Raw genomic sequence first — 15,804 nt, forward strand, 5'->3', positions numbered from 1 at the left:
ACTATAAATATGAACACTAATAAGGCCACCTTATTACTATCCGCTTACCACTTAAGAGTGGCAGAAGTAGCATTTAACTCTGTTTAGCCTGAGTCATTTCCTTTTTTAAAAAATCGTCTATGCACATACAGCAAAGGGCCTGCTGGAAACTATGAATACCATTACTTGGGAAGTGGCGCTTGGTTGCAGACCCAGTAATACGTGGGCTTTTTTTGGTTCTACCACTGAAACCAAGCCATCCAGGCTTGGAAACATGATGCATCTGACGATGAAAAACCAGCTACAGGCGCTCAAATTCTATGAACCTCACGCAGTACAACCTGATCTTACTCTATGAATAATAATCACCACTGAAGCAGGCTCCCTCGCAATGAGTCCAGTGATTATCGATGCAAACCAATTAGTACCAGCAAGGATGCAGAAGAGTTGAATTTCATCCGAGTAAACTCCATAAAATATATTTTCCCAGCAAAAGCAAACACGACCCCTACCCTCACCGCTGCTTTGAAACGGCGCGTTGCAGAGGTGGTGGGCGCAGATATTCGATAATTGACTTCCGAGAAAACATACTGTTAACCTGCAGCCAAGCTTGGGTGCCTTGATATTAATACCTGTCAGCCTGGAAGCGTTTCGACTGGAGCAGAAAAGTTGGTTGATTTAAAAAAACAGCTCAATAAGCCAGCCTCAGATACAAAAAAGATATTCCATTTATTATTTTAATTTTTTTATCCCTGCCTTCTATACATATCAAACAATCGTATTTAATGATGACGTCATTGACGGCATTTACCTAACAGGCATCGGAATAACATTGGGACTGATCACCCCTTTTCTATATTTTAGGGCTTGCAAAATATCTTATAGTCACAACAAACATAATCCTACTGACAAGCCCAATCAACACCGGCCTCAGAAAATACACGAAGCCCCTTACATCTATATTGCTTCTGTTTTTGTCGGCATCATCTCAGCAAGTGCGGTTAATAATTGTTTCTCGATATCCGAGCGAACTGAGCAGTTCAGGGTCGTAGAGCTTGGCAATAAACGCGCAGACAGAGCGAGCTATCCATATGCGATGTTGAAAAGTGGAGATAAAAAAGTTCTCTATCGCCTATCCAACAAAGATCAGCTCGAGGAGCAACAATTTGTTGAAATAAGAATAAAAAAAGGAATTCTTGGTTTTTGGCATCCTTAAAACAGTGTCAACCGGTTGAGTTGCGCAAGAGGGGATAACTGGAACTTACTTAGCAGCAACAGCAGGCAGTCGTTGATCAACGCATCGATAACAACACCGTCTACGACGATGCGAAAGGTCGGGATGATAGGTAAATTTCGGATAATAAAAAGTCCACATCGTGGCAGACTAACTAACAACGCGTAAAAATTGAGGGATGTTCAAAAAGACTTTACTTAAGCAAGCCCGACTGTCTAAGAATAAATAAAACAACCAGCCCAGCAATCAACAAAAATGATGCCATCTTTAGCAACACCAACTTCTTTCTTAAACACACAGGGAAATTATTTAAATCTTCCGCACTCGCTTCACCACGCTTCAGGTAGTACTCAGGAAAAGTGAAGAGCCCTGCAATCCAGCCAATCAGCATGAGCTTACCCCAAGGCCCACCGTACTTTAGCGGCGAGCGAGCTTTCACAATCGAACAATTCTTTAAATGCTCCAACATAAAATCCATCTTTGTATAAGCCATATAAAGAGAAATGCCTATACAAAAAAATCCCCCACCGAAGATGGCTAAGCCGAACACCATAAACACCTGATCAGCAAGACTTACTGTCATTTGAGATTCTCCTAGATGACGTCTCCATCTTCTCCACTTACATAGCCAACCACGAACGCACCTACTCCAACTATAACGACTGCGCAGCCTAACTCCATTGATCTACCAAAGGCAATACTCAACCCCACGCACATAGAAGCGACAGCAAGACTTGCCGATGCCATACCGGCCAGCGCACCACCTATCAGCCCTCCTGATAATACACCTGCGTCCTTGAGTTTGATTTTTCGACAAGTCTCGGCATCACCTGCCCTACACGCATCCTTAACCACCATGCACGAGGCTCCTCCACCGATGATCGTTCCAGCCATTCTTCCAGTTTTTACATATTTTGCAGACTTGGTTACCTTTCAAGATGCGTTGCATACCCCGTAATCTGGTCTGCGCCCCCTGCCGCCGTTTAGCGATGAAGCAGGCTACGACTGAAATACCCAGTGCACGTCTCAAGTTCAGTGCCTCTGATCCCGGTGCTGGAAGGTGATATTTGGGGCCAACACGTTATCTACGAGCTTTTTTGTAGTGCACTTACTTGATTTTTAGGATGACTTTACCTTTTGATCTGCCCTGCTCGACGTACTGCAACGCCTCGGCAGTTGATTCAAAAGGGAAGGAGCGATCGATGACCGGTTTGATGACGCCCGCCTCGATAAGCAAAGTGATTTTTTGCAGTTGTGCTCCGTCGGCACGCATAAACAAAAATGCATAGTTCACCCCATGCTTACGGGCTTTTCTACGAATACCGCTGCTCAGCAGGCGCATGACTTGCCGCAGCATCCAGGACAAGCCTTTCATTTGGGCAAATTCTGCTGTCGGTGGTCCAGAGAGTGAAATGATCTGTCCGCCGGGCTTGAGAACCTCGACTGATTTCATCAGTACTTTGTTGTTCTGGCTGTTCAATACCACGTCGAAATCGTGCAATTCGGTTTCAAAATCTTGCTTCTTGTAGTCGATGACCACATCCGCACCTAGCGCCTTCACCCATTCGACATTCGCGGTGCTGGTCGTCGTTGCAACAAAGGCGCCTAAGTGTTTGGCGAGTTGTATGGCAAACGTGCCGACACCACCGGATCCGGCATGAATCAATACCCTCTGACCTTTTTTCACCTGTGCGATCTCAACAAGTGCCTGCCAGGCCGTCAACACGGCCAAGGGGACAGATGCCGCTTCAGCCATGTCCAGGTTCGAGGGTTTCAGTGCCAGCGCACTTTCGTTCACGGCGATCAGTTCGGCAAACGTCCCGATCCGATCCTCGGGAGGACGTGCATAGACTTCGTCTCCCGGCTTGAATCGTTTAACTGCCGAGCCCGTGCGAACGACCACACCGGCGAGGTCATTACCCAATACCAATGGAAATGTATAGGGCAGGATCATCTTGAATTCCCCGGCTCTGATCTTCGAGTCCAGCGGGTTCACGCTGCTTGCATGCACCTGGATCAGTACGTCATGCACACCGACCGCAGGGTCGGGCACTTCGCCAATCCTTGCGTTGTGCTTGCCGTAACGCTCGATAAAAAATGCCTTCATGTTACAGCCGCTCTTGTCAGTGGAATGAGAATGGCCCACGGCCCGATCAATGTTGAGCCAATGAGAGGTTCAGGCAGTCAGGTATCGAGGAACGCCACTGCCTTGGCTACGAAATCGGTATGGTTTTGAAAAATGCTGCCGTGCCCCGCGTCTTGATAAATGACCAGTTGTGCGTCGGGGATACGCTTTGCCAGCTCATGCGAGTTGACGGTGGGCACCATGATGTCGTTGTCCCCGTTAGCGATAAGCGTCGGCATCCGCAGGCGACCAAGTTCTTGGGGCGCCTGCTTGCCCCACGCCGTAATGGCCTTCAATTGCCGTAGAAGCGCGCGGGGTGTCGGGCCTTTGTCCCGATCTTTGCGGCGCTCTTTCAATCGTTGCAAATACTCTGACGCAGCGCGTTGTCCGTTGGACGTGGCGGTAAAGAACAGGTAGTACTTGGGGTCTCGTACCCTCAGCAGCCCCTTGATCATTAACGGCCAGGTCACCGAACCAACGTTGTCGATGCCTGTCCCGCCAGCCGGGCCGGTACCGGTGAGGATCAGCCTGCGCACGCGTTCGGGGGCTTTCAGGGCGATATCTTGAGCGACAAAGCCTCCGAGCGAAAAACCGAGCAGGTCAACCTTATCCAAACCCAACGCACGAATGAAGCCAATGCCATCATCAGCCATCTCACCGACGGTCAATGGCGCGGAGCCACCCGAGCTACCGATACCGCGGTATTGGGCGGTGATGACACGCCGTTTTTTTGCGAGTCCGTCAATAATCCCAGGGTCAAAGTTATCCAGTACAGCCCCCCAATGGTTGAATATGACCAGCGGGACCTGGGTTCTGGGTCCCAAATCACGATAGGCCAGAGGTATGCCGCCCACCATAACCCACTGGTTCGGCGCGTTGATAAATGACCACTGGGAACCTGTTTGATTGCTGCTAGCCAATAGAGTCATAAGTATTCCGTCCGATTGCGGGGCGAGACCGACCTGCTCGGCAGGATTCAGATTTCAGTCAAATAGCGCTGCGCCACCGCGGACTGCCTGATCTGCGACAAAAGGCCCTGACGTGCGGTTTGCAGGGCATCCCAGCGCTCGCCTTCTTGCAACGGAGGAATGGTTACTGGTTCGCGGCGGTCGAAGCCGACCAAGGCGGCATCCACCAGGTCATCTACTTCCATGATTTCGCTCAAGGTGTTGATGTCAATACCGGCGCGGTCCCAAATTTCTGTGCGGGTGGCTGCGGGCAATACGGCTTGCACATAAACACCTTGAGGCCAAAGCTCCAGGCTCAAGCCTTGGGAAAGGAACAACACAAACGCCTTGGTAGCGCCATAGACCGACATCCCAAACTCTGGCGCCAATCCCACTACCGAACCGATATTGATGATAGCGCCGTCACCTGCTTTGGCCAGGCGGGGTGCGATGGCGCTGGCCAGTCGCACTAGAGCAGTGGTGTTGAGCGCCACCAGTTGCGCAACGCTGTCGGTGCTTTGCTCGATGAAGGTGCCTGACTGCGCGGCACCAGCATTGTTGATGAGGATGCCGATGCGCTCGTCATCCCGAAGACGTGCTTCGACAGCGTGCAGATCACTCAGTTGAGTCAGGTCGGCCAGAACCACCTCAATGGTGACACCATGTTCGTCACGCAACCTTGCAGCGAGAGCTTCCAGACGCGAGTGATCGCGGGCGACCAACACCAGGTCATGCCCGCGCTGGGCGAAACGTTGGGCATAAACCGCGCCAATGCCGGTGGAGGCGCCAGTGATAAGAACAGTAGGACGAGTACTCATGATGTCAGCTCTTTTTTGGAAACATGAAGGGGAATGAAGGGCTGATCAACCAGCACCTAGTTCGCGGCAGTACTGGATTCGCCAAGCGTCGGATAGTCGATGTATCCCGCCGCAGCGCCGCCGTAGAGCGTGGAAGGATCAAAGGCGGCCAGTGGCGCACCGGTCTTGAGCCGCTCAACCAGATCAGGGTTGCCAATAAAAGGACGGCCAAAGGCGATCAGGTCGGCCTTGTCATCCGCAAGACGTTCAGTGGCCAGGTCCAAGTCATAGCCATTGTTGGCGATGTAGGTATTTTTGAAGCGCTGACGCAAGGCCTCGAAATCAAAGGGAGCCACGTCGCGAGGTCCACCGGTCGCGCCTTCGACGACGTGCAGGTAAACGATGTTCAGAGCATTGAGTTGATCGACGATGTAATCGAACTGAGCCTGCGGATCACTGCTCGATACTCCATTGGCTGGTGAGACGGGCGAAAGGCGAATGCCAGTGCGATCAGCGCCAATCTCAGCTACTACGGCGGCCGTCACTTCCAGCAACAGACGCGCACGATTTGCGATTGAGCCGCCGTACGCATCAGTGCGCAGGTTGGAGCCGTCCTTAATAAACTGATCCAGCAAATAGCCGTTAGCACCGTGGATTTCTACACCATCGAAGCCTGCCGCCATGGCATTAGCCGCCGCTTGCCGAAAATCGTTGACGATGTCCGGCAATTCCTGAGTTGCCAATGCTCGCGGCTCGGAAACGTCCACGAAACGATTGTTGACGAACACCTTGGTCGCGGGACGAAGCGCAGAAGGAGCTACCGGCGCGGCGCCGTGCTGTTGCAGATCGACATGGGAAACACGGCCCACATGCCACAGCTGCAGGAAGATTCTCCCGCCCTTGGAGTGCACCGCATCAGTCACCTTGCGCCACCCCTCTATCTGAGCAGGTGTGTAAATGCCTGGCGTGTCTTGATAGCCCTGTCCCTGCTGAGATATCTGTGAAGCTTCGGAAATCAGCAAGCCCGCGCTGGCTCGCTGGCTGTAATAGGCAGCAGCAAACTCACTCGCCACACAGCCTTTTGCGGCGCGATTGCGCGTCAGCGGAGCGAGAACCACGCGGTTTGACAATTTCAGCGTGCCAAGCGTGTAAGGGGAAAACAAAATAGGGTCGCTCATCAATGTTTATTCCGTGCCGGCCGGTGAGTTTATGTTGCCGGCATTTATGATGATGATCGAAATCTAAGCTGTCAACGAATTTGATTATGACCGACATCTATGTATCATACGGCCATGAATTTCATGCGGTAACGAGGTATCGAACATGCGAGTGACCAAGGCCCAGGCCCTAGAAAATCGTGAACACATCGTTAAAACGGCCTCAGCCATCTTTCGAGAGCGTGGTTTTGATGGTGTCGGCGTTGCCGACTTGATGGCCGCTGCCGGTTTCACCCACGGTGGTTTCTACAAAAATTTCGGCTCGAAGGCCGACTTAATGGCTGAGGCCTCGGCCAATAGCCTTGCGCAATCGCTCATAAGTGCTGAAGCACTGAGCATCAAGGATTTCATCGATGTGTATGTATCCAGGGCTCATCGCGACGCCCGGGCCACGGGTTGTACCCTGGCTGCGTTGTGCGGCGACGCTGCGCGCCAGTCCGGCGATTTGAAGTCAGCATTCGCGGAGGGCATTGAGAGTACGCTGCAAAGTCTCAGCGAAAAAAGCCCGAACGGCCCGGATGCTCCCGCTGGTGAGGCCAGGGAGCAGATGATCGATCTGCTGGCGCGAGCGCTCGGTGCAATCGTGTTATCGCGCGCCTGTCCTGACGACTCTGCGCTGGCGGATGAAATTTTGGCGGTGTGTCACGCGAAGATGACCGCATCACTGTCTATTCAATCGTAGGTTCAATTCGTCTCGGGAATTGATGACTCCCAGCAAAACAGTGCTGACGTGCTTCATTTCGTCTTTGATCGAAACGAATGAGTCACTGCTTTTGGCTGGTTAGCGAGCGTTGCTCCGGTTAGCCATCCTTGTCCTTTCCCACGTGGAGGACATGTCATGAACATCATTGGTAACCACCCAAAGATGCCATCGATGAATGGTAGAAGTCGGCCATAAGCAGACGAACACTGTCCGGCTGCTCAATCCTTAGACATGCCCCTCCAACCGGGCCACAGCAGGCGTATGGAAACTGCCTGTCCAACCACGCCCAGTGATGTGGGAATACTCGTTTAATGTGTCTTGGCTCAGCGCCCTGAAGGGATCATCTTCAACCAATAAAGTGTCGCCTGTTTCTACGCCATCTACGATTTCTTCATGGCTTAATTGTCGGCCATACGTTTGGATATCAAACAGGCTCAGCGTGGGGAAAGGCGTACATAAAGCGTCTTCGACTTCGAATTTGGCAAAGAAAAGGGCTTCGATCTCACTGTAACGAACCCCAAGTACTTCTCGGTCGTCAGAATAAATCAGGCGCATGTACAGGTCGTATTTTCCTTAAGCACCAGGGCCATATAGCAGCGACTAGTTCAGGTCAAACCATTGAAGTGCGCGGACTGTATCGACCCGTTCAGCCAAGGGTCAATAAGAGCTTTCTTATAAGGATGAAGAGCCCATCTCTTTTGGATCTAGCTACCTGAGCAGCTAACGCCTCGCTGGACGCTGGCGTGGCAGGGATGTGAAACGTCGAAGCAGATGCTAGCCCAACAATACAACACCCTTTTCCCAAACCCCAGAAACGACAAAGCCCGTCTATGACGGGCTCTGTCGGTGTAGCAATATGGCGGAGGCGATGGGATTCGAACTCATGGACCTGTTACAGTCGACGGTTTTCAAGACCGATATGAAGGCTGCGGCGGGCCAAGGGCTGGAGCCTTCCTTCCTTTCCGAAACCTGCCACTTTCAGCGCCTCTACAGACCGCATTCTACAAGGGTTCAGATATTTGTATCGGAACTGATTTTTACCCTCCCCCGGCGTCCTGCCGACCAAATTCATCCCATCTGTTTCACAAAATCATCTGAGTGTTGTGGGCACACCTGCCCTAAATGGCGGCAATCGGCCAAAAGCAGACATTCATAAATGATCACGTCCTTCGCGAATTTTATAAAAAAATCCATGCAATACTTCACGATCAATCATTCATTGAAAGCGCTAGATGGCTGGATTTCACTCGGCGGAGTTGTTGCCCCGGCCAGTACATAGCACCAATAACCCACGTCGTGCCATTCTCCGAGTTTGAAACCAACCTCGGAAAATATGCCGATGGGCTTGAAGCCAACTCGCTCGTGCAAGGCGATACTTTCGGCGTTCAGTAGCGAAATACCGGCATAGGCAGAGCGAAAGCCCTGTCGTGTGAGGATGGGAAGCAATGCGGCATAAAGGCTGCGTCCAACGCCAGTGCGACGATCACTTTGAGCGATATACACTGTAACGTCGACTGCCCAGCGATAGGCAGCACGAGCACGATGCTGGCTCGCACAGGCTTAGCCGATCACTCGACCTTCTCGAGTAGCCACCAAAAAAGGGTACGTTTTCAGGGTGGTTAATATGCGTTGCCGCATATCTTCGACCGTAGGCGTAACCTCTTCGAAAGAGATGGAAGTGTTTTCGACGATTGGCGCGTAAATGGCCTGAATTTCTTCTGCGTAATCCGTATGGGCAACTCTTAACTCAATAGACATGCCACCCTCTCAAATTGAACGCTGATTAACACGCGCCATCAGATGCTCAGAGCTTTCTTTGCGCTCGGAGTAGCGGTCGACCAAATGCGCCTGTTGATCGCGTAGCAGCACGGTGAACTTCACCAGCTCCTCCATCACATCCACCACACGATCGTAGAACGGCGACGCTTTCATCCGCCCAGCGTCGTCGAATTCCATATAGGCCTTCGGCACAGAAGATTGATTGGGGATGGTGAACATGCGCATCCAGCGGCCCAACACGCGCAACTGGTTGACCACGTTGAACGATTGCGAACCGCCGCAGACCTGCATCACCGCCAGGGTCTTGCCTTGGGTCGGGCGCACGGCGCCGAGTTCCAGTGGGATCCAGTCGATCTGCGCCTTAAACACGGCGGACATCGCACCATGCCGCTCTGGTGAACACCAGACTTGACCTTCCGACCACAGCACTAGGTCACGAAATTCTTGCACCTTGGGATGGTCGACCGGAGCGTCGTCGGGCAGGGGCAGTCCGGACGGGTTGAAGATTCGCGTTTCGGCGCCGAAGTGTTCGAGCAGGCGCGCGGCTTCTTCTACCAGCAGACGGCTGAACGAGCGTTCGCGGGTCGAGCCGTAAAGCAGCAGGATGCGCGGTTTGTGCTCGCCCGGTTTCGCAGGTTTACCGTCATCGAACAAGGTCAGGTCGAGGTTGGGTAGATGGGCGGACATGGGTTCTCCTTAAAGTGTGCCGATTCGGTCGAGTGCGGTTTTCAATTCATCGCGGCTGAGGGTTGCAAAGGGCAGATCGAGGAAGGCCAGGCAGCGTAGTCCGATGCGTGCCAATGTCGCTCGGAAAGCTGCGTCAATCGTCTCGTCGTCACCATCTACATCGGATGGATCTTCCAGTCCCCAGTGGGATTTCAGCGCCGGGCCGAAATACACCGGGCAAGTCTCGCCAGCGGCTTTGTCGCACACTGTGATGACGATGTCCGGCGGGTTACTTTCGAAGGCATCGTTGCCTTTGCTGTGCAAACCATCAATGGCGATGCCGGCCTGTTGCAGCGTCGACAGACTGCGCGGCAACACCTGACCTTTGGGAAAACTGCCGGCACTCACCGCTTCGAATCCCGCTGGCGCCAGATGATTGAACATGGCTTCAGAGAGGATGCTGCGGCAACTGTTGGCCGTGCACATGAACAGAACTCGCATGGATTGCTCCTAACGCTTTTGGCGGGCATCAAAGGCTCAGGCGCAGTGCCAGTGCCGAAAGAGTGATCAACAGAACAGGAAGGGTCAGCAGAATGCCGACCTTGAAGTAGTAGCCCCAGGTGACGCGCAGACCTTTGCGTTCCAGCACATGCAGCCAGAGCAACGTGGCGAGGCTACCGATGGGAGTGATTTTCGGGCCGAGGTCGCAGCCAATGATGTTGGCGTAGATCATCGCTTCGCGAACGAGCCCTTGGGCGTCGCTCGCCTGGATCGACAGTGCACCGATCAGCACGCTGGGCATGTTGTTCATCACCGATGACAACAGCGCGGACAGCAGGCCCGTGCCAAGGGTGGCGCTCCATAAACCTTGCTCGGCCAAGCGGTCGAGGACGACGGCCAGTAGGTCAGTCAACCCGGCGTTCTTCAAGCCATACACCACCAGGTACATGCCCAGCGAGAACACCACAATCTGCCACGGCGCATCACGGATAACCCTTCGGGTAGCGATCTTGTGGCCCTTGGCAGCGACCCCAAAAAGGATCGCCGCACACACTGCCGCGACGGCACTGACAGGAATCCCCAGTGGGTCCAGTGCGAACAGTCCGACCAGCAATATCAGCAGTGTCCAGCCGCCGACCACGAAGGTGGCGTGGTCGCGAATCGCTGCTTTGGGTTCCTGAAGCGCCTCAACCGGGTAGCGCAGCGGTACATCGCGCCGGAAGTACACAAACAGTACCAGTAAGGTCGCCGCGACACTCACCAGACTCACCGGCACCATCACCGATGCGTATTCGGCAAAGCCCAAGCCGAAGTAGTCGGCGGACACGATGTTGACCAGATTGGACACCACCAGCGGCAGGCTGGCCGTGTCGGCAATGAACCCTGCTGCCATCACGAATGCCAACGTCGCCGCCGGTGAAAAGCGCAGCGCCAGCAACATCGACATCACAATGGGCGTAAGGATCAGCGCCGCACCGTCGTTAGCGAATACCGCCGCCACCGCCGCGCCAAGCAACACGCAGAACGCGAACAATCGATAACCACTGCCCTTTGCCCATCGTGCAACGTGGAGTGCCGCCCATTCAAAGAAGCCGGCTTCATCCAGCAGAAGGCTGATGATGATCACCGCGATAAACGTGGCGGTGGCGTTCCAGACGATGGCCCACACTGTGGGAATGTCCTGCAGCGAAACGGCACCGACAGCAAGGGCGATCACGGCACCGAACGTGGCGCTCCAACCGACGCCCAATCCTTTGGGTTGCCAGATGACCAGTGCGAGGGTGAAGACGAAAACAGCGAAAGCCAGCAACATTTCAAAACTCTCTAATCCGGATTCAGCAGCAGGCAGCTTCGCTCACCGGGCGTCCGTCCATGTTCTGCAGACGGGTGACGTTATCCTTGATCCAGTCAGCATTGGCCAGGGACGTCACTTGCAGGATTTCGCGTACCCACGTTGGCAGATCCGGGTTGAGACGGTAATAGACCCACTGGCCCTGACGGCGATCGAGCAGCAAATCATTGCTGCGCAGTTGCGCGAGGTGGCGGCTGATTTTCGGCTGATTGTCGTCAAGCGCACACATCAGTTCGCAGACGCAGAGTTCACCTTGATTGGCGATGAGCAGCATGGCGCGGACGCGGGTTTCGTCAGCGAGGCTCTTAAAGACTTCGGGAGGAGTGATCATGGGCCGCTCTGCATATATGAAAAATCGAATATACGCATATCCACATATATCTAGCAAGTAACTTCATGTCGACTGTCTGCTTTTGGCCGAAAGCAGGCTACTCAGGCTATAATAACCCAACCCTCCGTCACAAGGCTCCAGCTACGGATTCAAGAGGCTGCTTGCGGAAGCAACCCAAAAAATCGCGGAAGCTATCGTCAAATCGCAGGCATAAAAAACCCCCGTAGACGGTGATCTACGGGGTTTTCTGTATGGAGGCCGAGGCCGGAATCGAACCGGCGTGGGCGGATTTGCAATCCGTGTCTTGATTCCTTTAGAACCGTGGCCTGCATGGCATTTGGTGTCCCATTACTCGGAAATATCTTACGCCTTGTAAGCCTCATTCCGCCTAGACTCGGCCTTAGGTTCTGGACCCAAAAAACCATCAATTTAACAGCACTCCGCTGGGTGAATAAGCTCCAGGGTAATACCCCCTAAACGTTTCGGAGGCGCGTAATAGTATCTGTAAGCGCTTGTGCATTTGTGTCCAGCGTTTCCATGGCAACGAGTGCGTTATCTGCAACACGCTGTATGCCATTGTCAGAAAGCCATTTCGTGACCTCCTCTACCGCCGCCGCTAGCGCATGCTGATTGTGCAGTAACAATGTCAGAGCATCTGCCATGGCAATATTGGATTCGGAGTGAGAAGGCATGACTATCGTCCTGAAAGTTGGATTTGTAGAAGACTAGTTCATCCTCAACTTTCTTGGCTTGCTAGGGATGTTTTGAGTCCAGTCCACGATCTGAAATGTAACGGCATGCCCCTACCCGCCTAGCACCCCATGCTCGATCTAACAAAACCTTATATCATTGTAATATATGAATAAATTTCTTAGTCAAGGATCAAAAAAATCAATGGTTTCTCGTGCATTAGCAAACGATAAGCTGTGGCATTCAGGGTAGGTTTTGGTATACCGCCACCCGAACCTAGGCCTCCCAACACTAAGGATTAGCATTGCCAGGTGATCGTCAGCATTCGGCCGATTCTGTTGAAAAAGTCGGTTTTTCAGCTGACCTGAACTCAGGCACGACCATCGGCTAAGAACCGACTCACCACATTGAGTGGTTTCTCGGCCCTTCGTTGACCGTTGCTGCTCAGTTAGTGGGTTTATTTGAGGTTTTTTGCTGAGTGCAGGCGCACCTATCCCGTGACAGGTGGCCCTTGAGATGTAAATTTAGCCAGCCGTCGCAGGTTCTGTACCGCAGCGGCCAGCGTGAATTCATCAGTCGCGCCACTCATGCCACGTAGTCTCAGGCGATCCAGTTTCAGGATGCGCTTGAGGTGGGCAAACAACATTTCGACCTTCTTACGTTCGTGGCGAGAGCGCACGTACGCAGGTGTCGTTGCGATTCGCCGGGCCACATCGCGCGCGGCTTCATGGATGCTGCGGGCGATCTTGCGGAACGCAGTGTGCGGGCAGCACTTGGCTTTCATCGGACAGGCAACGCAGTCGGTCTGCCGGGATCGGAAGATGATGGTGTTGGCTTTGGTGACGTGCGAACGCTCGTTTTTGAAGGCTCGCCATTCGCTGCGTAATACGTTGCCGGCCGGACAGCGGTATTCCTCGGCCTCTTCATTCCAGTGGAAATCGTTACTCGAAAAGCTGTCGTTCTTGCGCTCTGTTTTGTCCCACACCGGCACATGCGGCTCGATATTTTTTTCCTCTACCATCCAGGCCAGCATCGACGCGGTACCGTAAGCGGTGTCGCCAATGAAGCGTTCTGGCTTGATGTCGAACTCCGCTTCGACCCGGTCGATCATCGTCTTGGTGCTCTCGACTTCGGCCGTGCGATGAGCGGGTGTGGGTTCCACATCCATGATCACGCCGTGCTCGGTATCGATCAGATAATTCGTGGAGTAAGCGTAGAACGCTGGGCCACCTGGAGCTGCGGTCCAGCGGGCTTGAGGATCAGTCAGCGATAGGCGCTTCGGTAGCGTTTCGGCCAGAGCTTCTTCATCGAGTGCCTCAAGATACTCACGCACGGCGCGGGTGCTCAGGGCCGGATCGCTCCAGTTGACCTGTTCATCACCCGGTACACCGCGCTGCCGGCTGGCATCCGCTTTGATGATGCTGGCGTCCACGGCAAAGCCTTCACCTTTGACCAAGCCTGCGTCCATGCAACGACGCAGCACTTCATTGAACAGCCAGCGAAAGAGATCGCTGTCCCGAAATCGGCCGTGTCGTTTTTTGGAAAAGGTCGAGTGATTGGGGACTTCATCTTCAAGACTTAACCGGCAGAACCAGCGATACGCCAGGTTCAAATGGGTCTCTTCGCACAGCCGCCGCTCGGAGCGAATACCGTAGCAATAGCCCACGATCAGCATGCGGATCATAAGCTCAGGGTCAATCGAAGGACGCCCAATTGGGCTGTAAAAATCGGCGAGGTGATGGCGCAGGTCGCTCAGATCGAGACACCGATCAATGCTGCGCAGAAGGTGATTGGCTGGAATGTGATCTTCAAGGTTGAACGAGTAGAACAGCCGATCCTGCCCACTCGATAACTGTCCCATCATGCTGCGTGCTTCCCTGCTGGCCAATGCAGATATTTTGCCGCAGGCCAGATAGGGGAGCTACTTTTTCAACAGAATCGGCCCAAAGCGGTCACTCCGCACCCACACTTCCGCTTTGCGCTAACTCTCTAGCCAGCGTCCATAAAGTTTGGGGAGTTGTTCGCGAACCCAATTAACAAAAACCTCGACCTGCGGCGCCAGATGCGCGCGGCTGGGGTACAGGACCGACACGGGCCTTGGATGCGGACGATAGGCTTGAAGCACCTCAACCAATGTTCCGTTGGTTAAAAAACGGTCCAGAGTAATACCAGGGGCCTGAAGTATGCCGAAGCCCGCGACGCCGCACTCGACATAGGCGTTGGACTCGTTGACTGTGATGCCCAGGCGGCAGATGTGAGATTGCTCGCGAGCCCCTTCCATAAATTGCCAAGCCAGCGGGCGCTGATTTTGCCCAGAGAGAAAGGTCACGCCGCGGTGCGCCCTTAGATCCTCTAATGTTTTGGGCTCGCCGTGTTCCTTCAAGTATTGGGGCGCTGCGCAGGTGATCATAGTGGCCATACCGATGCGACGGGCTACTAGACTAGAGCTTGGTAACTCGCCGATTCTCAGCGCACAGTCCACACCTTCTGCGACCAGATCGACGGTTCTATCGGTGACCCCCAAGGCCAACTCGATTGCAGGATAGAGGATGGAAAACTCTCGCAAGCTTTCGATCAGCCCCGGCTGCGAAAACGCGGTGGGTATATCGACCCGTAATCTACCACGCAGGGTTGAGCCTGGAGACGAGAACATCGCCGTGGCACCCGCAACTTCGTCAAGAATCGCTTTAACACGCTCGTAGAATTGCTCTCCTTCCGAGGTGAGCCTCACCGTACGGGTGGTGCGCTGAAACAGCCGCACCCCAAGCGAAGTTTCCAACTCCTGTATCGCGCGAGTTACTTGCGGACGGCCGATCTGCATGGCATCCGCCGCGCGGGTGAAACTGCCAAGTTCCGCCAATCGGGTAAAGACTTGCATAGACTGGAGCAGTTCCATTACGTTTTCTCACTCAGAATTTAGTTGCCTTTTTATAGCAAGCTCGCAGCCTGATTGTTGCCTGATAAAATAACAATCCTTTGCCGGCCTGGGTATTTATTGAGCGGTCTGACTTGGGAAGAATGTCGCCAGTAGGTCCCCCTAACTGGAGATAGACAGATGAAAGCATGGCTTTTGAACGATTTTGGTCTCGATAATCTGGCGCTCGGCGAAACAGCTAAGCCCGTCCCCAAGGCCGGCGAGTTGTTGGTAAAAATTGGCGCGGTTTCCTTGAATTTCCGCGACAAGGCCATCGTCGATGGCTTCTACGAACCTCACCTGGTACCCAAGCCACTGATCCCGGTCAGCGATGCATCGGGCACTGTAGTCGCCTTGGGCGAAGGCGTAAGCCGATTCAAAGTGGGCGACCGCGTCAACTCGCACCTCTACTCGCGCTGGATTGATGGTGAGCCAAGGCTGGACGAACCTACCTACTGCTTTGGCATGCCGCTGCCAGGTGGCTTGGCTGAGTACATGATAATTCACGAAGAAAGCGCTGTTCGTGCGCCCGACAACATGTCCGACGAGGAGGCTTCGACACTACCGATT

At 53.6% G+C, this 15,804-nt stretch carries 16 protein-coding genes, 1 tRNA gene and 1 pseudogene; 3 read left to right on the forward strand and 15 right to left on the reverse strand.

Annotation, left to right across the window (positions count from 1 at the left end):
- Positions 1-811: 811 nt before the first annotated feature.
- Positions 812-1,195 (forward strand): hypothetical protein, encoded by a 384-nt coding sequence (locus tag ACP7A4_RS14235; protein WP_426247501.1) that lies wholly within the window; start codon positions 812-814, stop codon positions 1,193-1,195.
- A gap of 211 nt (positions 1,196-1,406) precedes the next feature.
- Here the strand turns inward: ACP7A4_RS14235 and ACP7A4_RS14240 are convergent, their stop codons facing one another.
- The 5 genes from ACP7A4_RS14240 to ACP7A4_RS14260 all read right to left on the reverse strand — a co-directional run bounded on the left by ACP7A4_RS14240 (position 1,407) and on the right by ACP7A4_RS14260 (position 6,260).
- The gene (locus ACP7A4_RS14240) at positions 1,407-1,796 is read right to left on the reverse strand and encodes a hypothetical protein (RefSeq protein WP_426247503.1); all 390 of its coding nucleotides are present in this window, start codon (positions 1,794-1,796) and stop codon (positions 1,407-1,409) included.
- 525 nt (positions 1,797-2,321) lie between these two features.
- A complete protein-coding gene (locus tag ACP7A4_RS14245; RefSeq protein WP_059762960.1) occupies positions 2,322-3,320 on the reverse strand; it encodes an NADP-dependent oxidoreductase in 999 nt (332 codons plus the stop codon).
- Between the two features lie 77 nt (positions 3,321-3,397).
- The gene (locus ACP7A4_RS14250; protein WP_426247505.1) at positions 3,398-4,267 is read right to left on the reverse strand and encodes an alpha/beta fold hydrolase; all 870 of its coding nucleotides are present in this window, start codon (positions 4,265-4,267) and stop codon (positions 3,398-3,400) included.
- A gap of 47 nt (positions 4,268-4,314) precedes the next feature.
- Positions 4,315-5,103 (reverse strand): SDR family NAD(P)-dependent oxidoreductase, encoded by a 789-nt coding sequence (locus ACP7A4_RS14255; RefSeq protein ID WP_426247507.1) that lies wholly within the window; start codon positions 5,101-5,103, stop codon positions 4,315-4,317.
- Between the two features lie 56 nt (positions 5,104-5,159).
- Positions 5,160-6,260 carry an alkene reductase gene (locus tag ACP7A4_RS14260; RefSeq protein WP_059762963.1) on the reverse strand — a complete coding sequence of 367 codons (1,101 nt, stop codon included), beginning with the start codon at positions 6,258-6,260 and terminating at the stop codon, positions 5,160-5,162.
- A 145-nt stretch (positions 6,261-6,405) separates the two neighbouring features.
- On the opposite strand from ACP7A4_RS14260, the gene ACP7A4_RS14265 reads away from it, so the two are divergent.
- The gene (locus ACP7A4_RS14265) at positions 6,406-6,981 is read left to right on the forward strand and encodes a TetR family transcriptional regulator (protein WP_426247509.1); all 576 of its coding nucleotides are present in this window, start codon (positions 6,406-6,408) and stop codon (positions 6,979-6,981) included.
- Between the two features lie 246 nt (positions 6,982-7,227).
- Here ACP7A4_RS14265 and ACP7A4_RS14270 read toward each other — a convergent pair whose 3' ends face one another.
- The 10 genes and pseudogenes from ACP7A4_RS14270 to ACP7A4_RS14315 all read right to left on the reverse strand — a co-directional run bounded on the left by ACP7A4_RS14270 (position 7,228) and on the right by ACP7A4_RS14315 (position 15,216).
- Complete coding sequence (locus ACP7A4_RS14270) at positions 7,228-7,557, reverse strand: hypothetical protein (RefSeq protein WP_426247511.1); 330 nt, start codon at positions 7,555-7,557, stop codon at positions 7,228-7,230.
- 657 nt (positions 7,558-8,214) lie between these two features.
- Positions 8,215-8,760: pseudogene (locus ACP7A4_RS14275) on the reverse strand (arsinothricin resistance N-acetyltransferase ArsN1 family B).
- Between the two features lie 9 nt (positions 8,761-8,769).
- Positions 8,770-9,468, reverse strand: a complete 699-nt coding sequence (arsH, locus tag ACP7A4_RS14280; protein WP_426247513.1) for an arsenical resistance protein ArsH — start codon at positions 9,466-9,468, stop codon at positions 8,770-8,772.
- A 9-nt stretch (positions 9,469-9,477) separates the two neighbouring features.
- A complete protein-coding gene (locus ACP7A4_RS14285; protein WP_426247515.1) occupies positions 9,478-9,948 on the reverse strand; it encodes an arsenate reductase ArsC in 471 nt (156 codons plus the stop codon).
- Between the two features lie 28 nt (positions 9,949-9,976).
- Positions 9,977-11,260, reverse strand: coding sequence for an arsenic transporter (locus ACP7A4_RS14290; RefSeq protein ID WP_426247517.1), 1,284 nt, complete (start codon positions 11,258-11,260; stop codon positions 9,977-9,979).
- Between the two features lie 22 nt (positions 11,261-11,282).
- Positions 11,283-11,630, reverse strand: a complete 348-nt coding sequence (locus ACP7A4_RS14295) for a metalloregulator ArsR/SmtB family transcription factor (RefSeq protein ID WP_426247519.1) — start codon at positions 11,628-11,630, stop codon at positions 11,283-11,285.
- Positions 11,631-11,882: 252 nt separating this feature from the next.
- Positions 11,883-11,957 (reverse strand) — tRNA-Cys (locus tag ACP7A4_RS14300).
- A 146-nt stretch (positions 11,958-12,103) separates the two neighbouring features.
- Positions 12,104-12,322, reverse strand: coding sequence for a hypothetical protein (locus tag ACP7A4_RS14305; protein WP_203307097.1), 219 nt, complete (start codon positions 12,320-12,322; stop codon positions 12,104-12,106).
- Positions 12,323-12,810: 488 nt separating this feature from the next.
- On the reverse strand, positions 12,811-14,184 hold the full coding sequence (locus ACP7A4_RS14310; RefSeq protein ID WP_426247521.1) for a transposase: 1,374 nt from the start codon (positions 14,182-14,184) through the stop codon (positions 12,811-12,813).
- Between the two features lie 117 nt (positions 14,185-14,301).
- Positions 14,302-15,216 (reverse strand): LysR substrate-binding domain-containing protein, encoded by a 915-nt coding sequence (locus tag ACP7A4_RS14315; RefSeq protein WP_426247523.1) that lies wholly within the window; start codon positions 15,214-15,216, stop codon positions 14,302-14,304.
- Positions 15,217-15,375: 159 nt separating this feature from the next.
- On the opposite strand from ACP7A4_RS14315, the gene ACP7A4_RS14320 reads away from it, so the two are divergent.
- On the forward strand, positions 15,376-15,804 hold a 429-nt coding region (locus ACP7A4_RS14320; protein ID WP_426247525.1), incomplete at its 3' end, for an alcohol dehydrogenase catalytic domain-containing protein.

The sequence above is a fragment of the Pseudomonas sp. TWR3-1-1 genome (assembly GCF_049896545.1).
Taxonomy (GTDB): domain Bacteria; phylum Pseudomonadota; class Gammaproteobacteria; order Pseudomonadales; family Pseudomonadaceae; genus Aquipseudomonas; species Aquipseudomonas weihenstephanensis.

What these genes read in the sequence shown, in the direction of transcription:
- ACP7A4_RS14240 (WP_426247503.1), bottom strand. Translation starts at nt 1,796, where the DNA reads ATGACAGTAAGTCTTGCTGATCAGGTGTTTATGGTGTTCGGCTTAGCC.
- ACP7A4_RS14245 (WP_059762960.1), bottom strand. Translation starts at nt 3,320, where the DNA reads ATGAAGGCATTTTTTATCGAGCGTTACGGCAAGCACAACGCAAGGATT.
- ACP7A4_RS14250 (WP_426247505.1), bottom strand. Translation starts at nt 4,267, where the DNA reads ATGACTCTATTGGCTAGCAGCAATCAAACAGGTTCCCAGTGGTCATTT.
- ACP7A4_RS14255 (WP_426247507.1), bottom strand. Translation starts at nt 5,103, where the DNA reads ATGAGTACTCGTCCTACTGTTCTTATCACTGGCGCCTCCACCGGCATT.
- ACP7A4_RS14260 (WP_059762963.1), bottom strand. Translation starts at nt 6,260, where the DNA reads ATGAGCGACCCTATTTTGTTTTCCCCTTACACGCTTGGCACGCTGAAA.
- ACP7A4_RS14265 (WP_426247509.1), top strand. Translation starts at nt 6,406, where the DNA reads ATGCGAGTGACCAAGGCCCAGGCCCTAGAAAATCGTGAACACATCGTT.
- ACP7A4_RS14270 (WP_426247511.1), bottom strand. Translation starts at nt 7,557, where the DNA reads ATGCGCCTGATTTATTCTGACGACCGAGAAGTACTTGGGGTTCGTTAC.
- arsH (WP_426247513.1), bottom strand. Translation starts at nt 9,468, where the DNA reads ATGTCCGCCCATCTACCCAACCTCGACCTGACCTTGTTCGATGACGGT.
- ACP7A4_RS14285 (WP_426247515.1), bottom strand. Translation starts at nt 9,948, where the DNA reads ATGCGAGTTCTGTTCATGTGCACGGCCAACAGTTGCCGCAGCATCCTC.
- ACP7A4_RS14290 (WP_426247517.1), bottom strand. Translation starts at nt 11,260, where the DNA reads ATGTTGCTGGCTTTCGCTGTTTTCGTCTTCACCCTCGCACTGGTCATC.
- ACP7A4_RS14295 (WP_426247519.1), bottom strand. Translation starts at nt 11,630, where the DNA reads ATGATCACTCCTCCCGAAGTCTTTAAGAGCCTCGCTGACGAAACCCGC.
- ACP7A4_RS14305 (WP_203307097.1), bottom strand. Translation starts at nt 12,322, where the DNA reads ATGCCTTCTCACTCCGAATCCAATATTGCCATGGCAGATGCTCTGACA.
- ACP7A4_RS14310 (WP_426247521.1), bottom strand. Translation starts at nt 14,184, where the DNA reads ATGATGGGACAGTTATCGAGTGGGCAGGATCGGCTGTTCTACTCGTTC.
- ACP7A4_RS14315 (WP_426247523.1), bottom strand. Translation starts at nt 15,216, where the DNA reads ATGGAACTGCTCCAGTCTATGCAAGTCTTTACCCGATTGGCGGAACTT.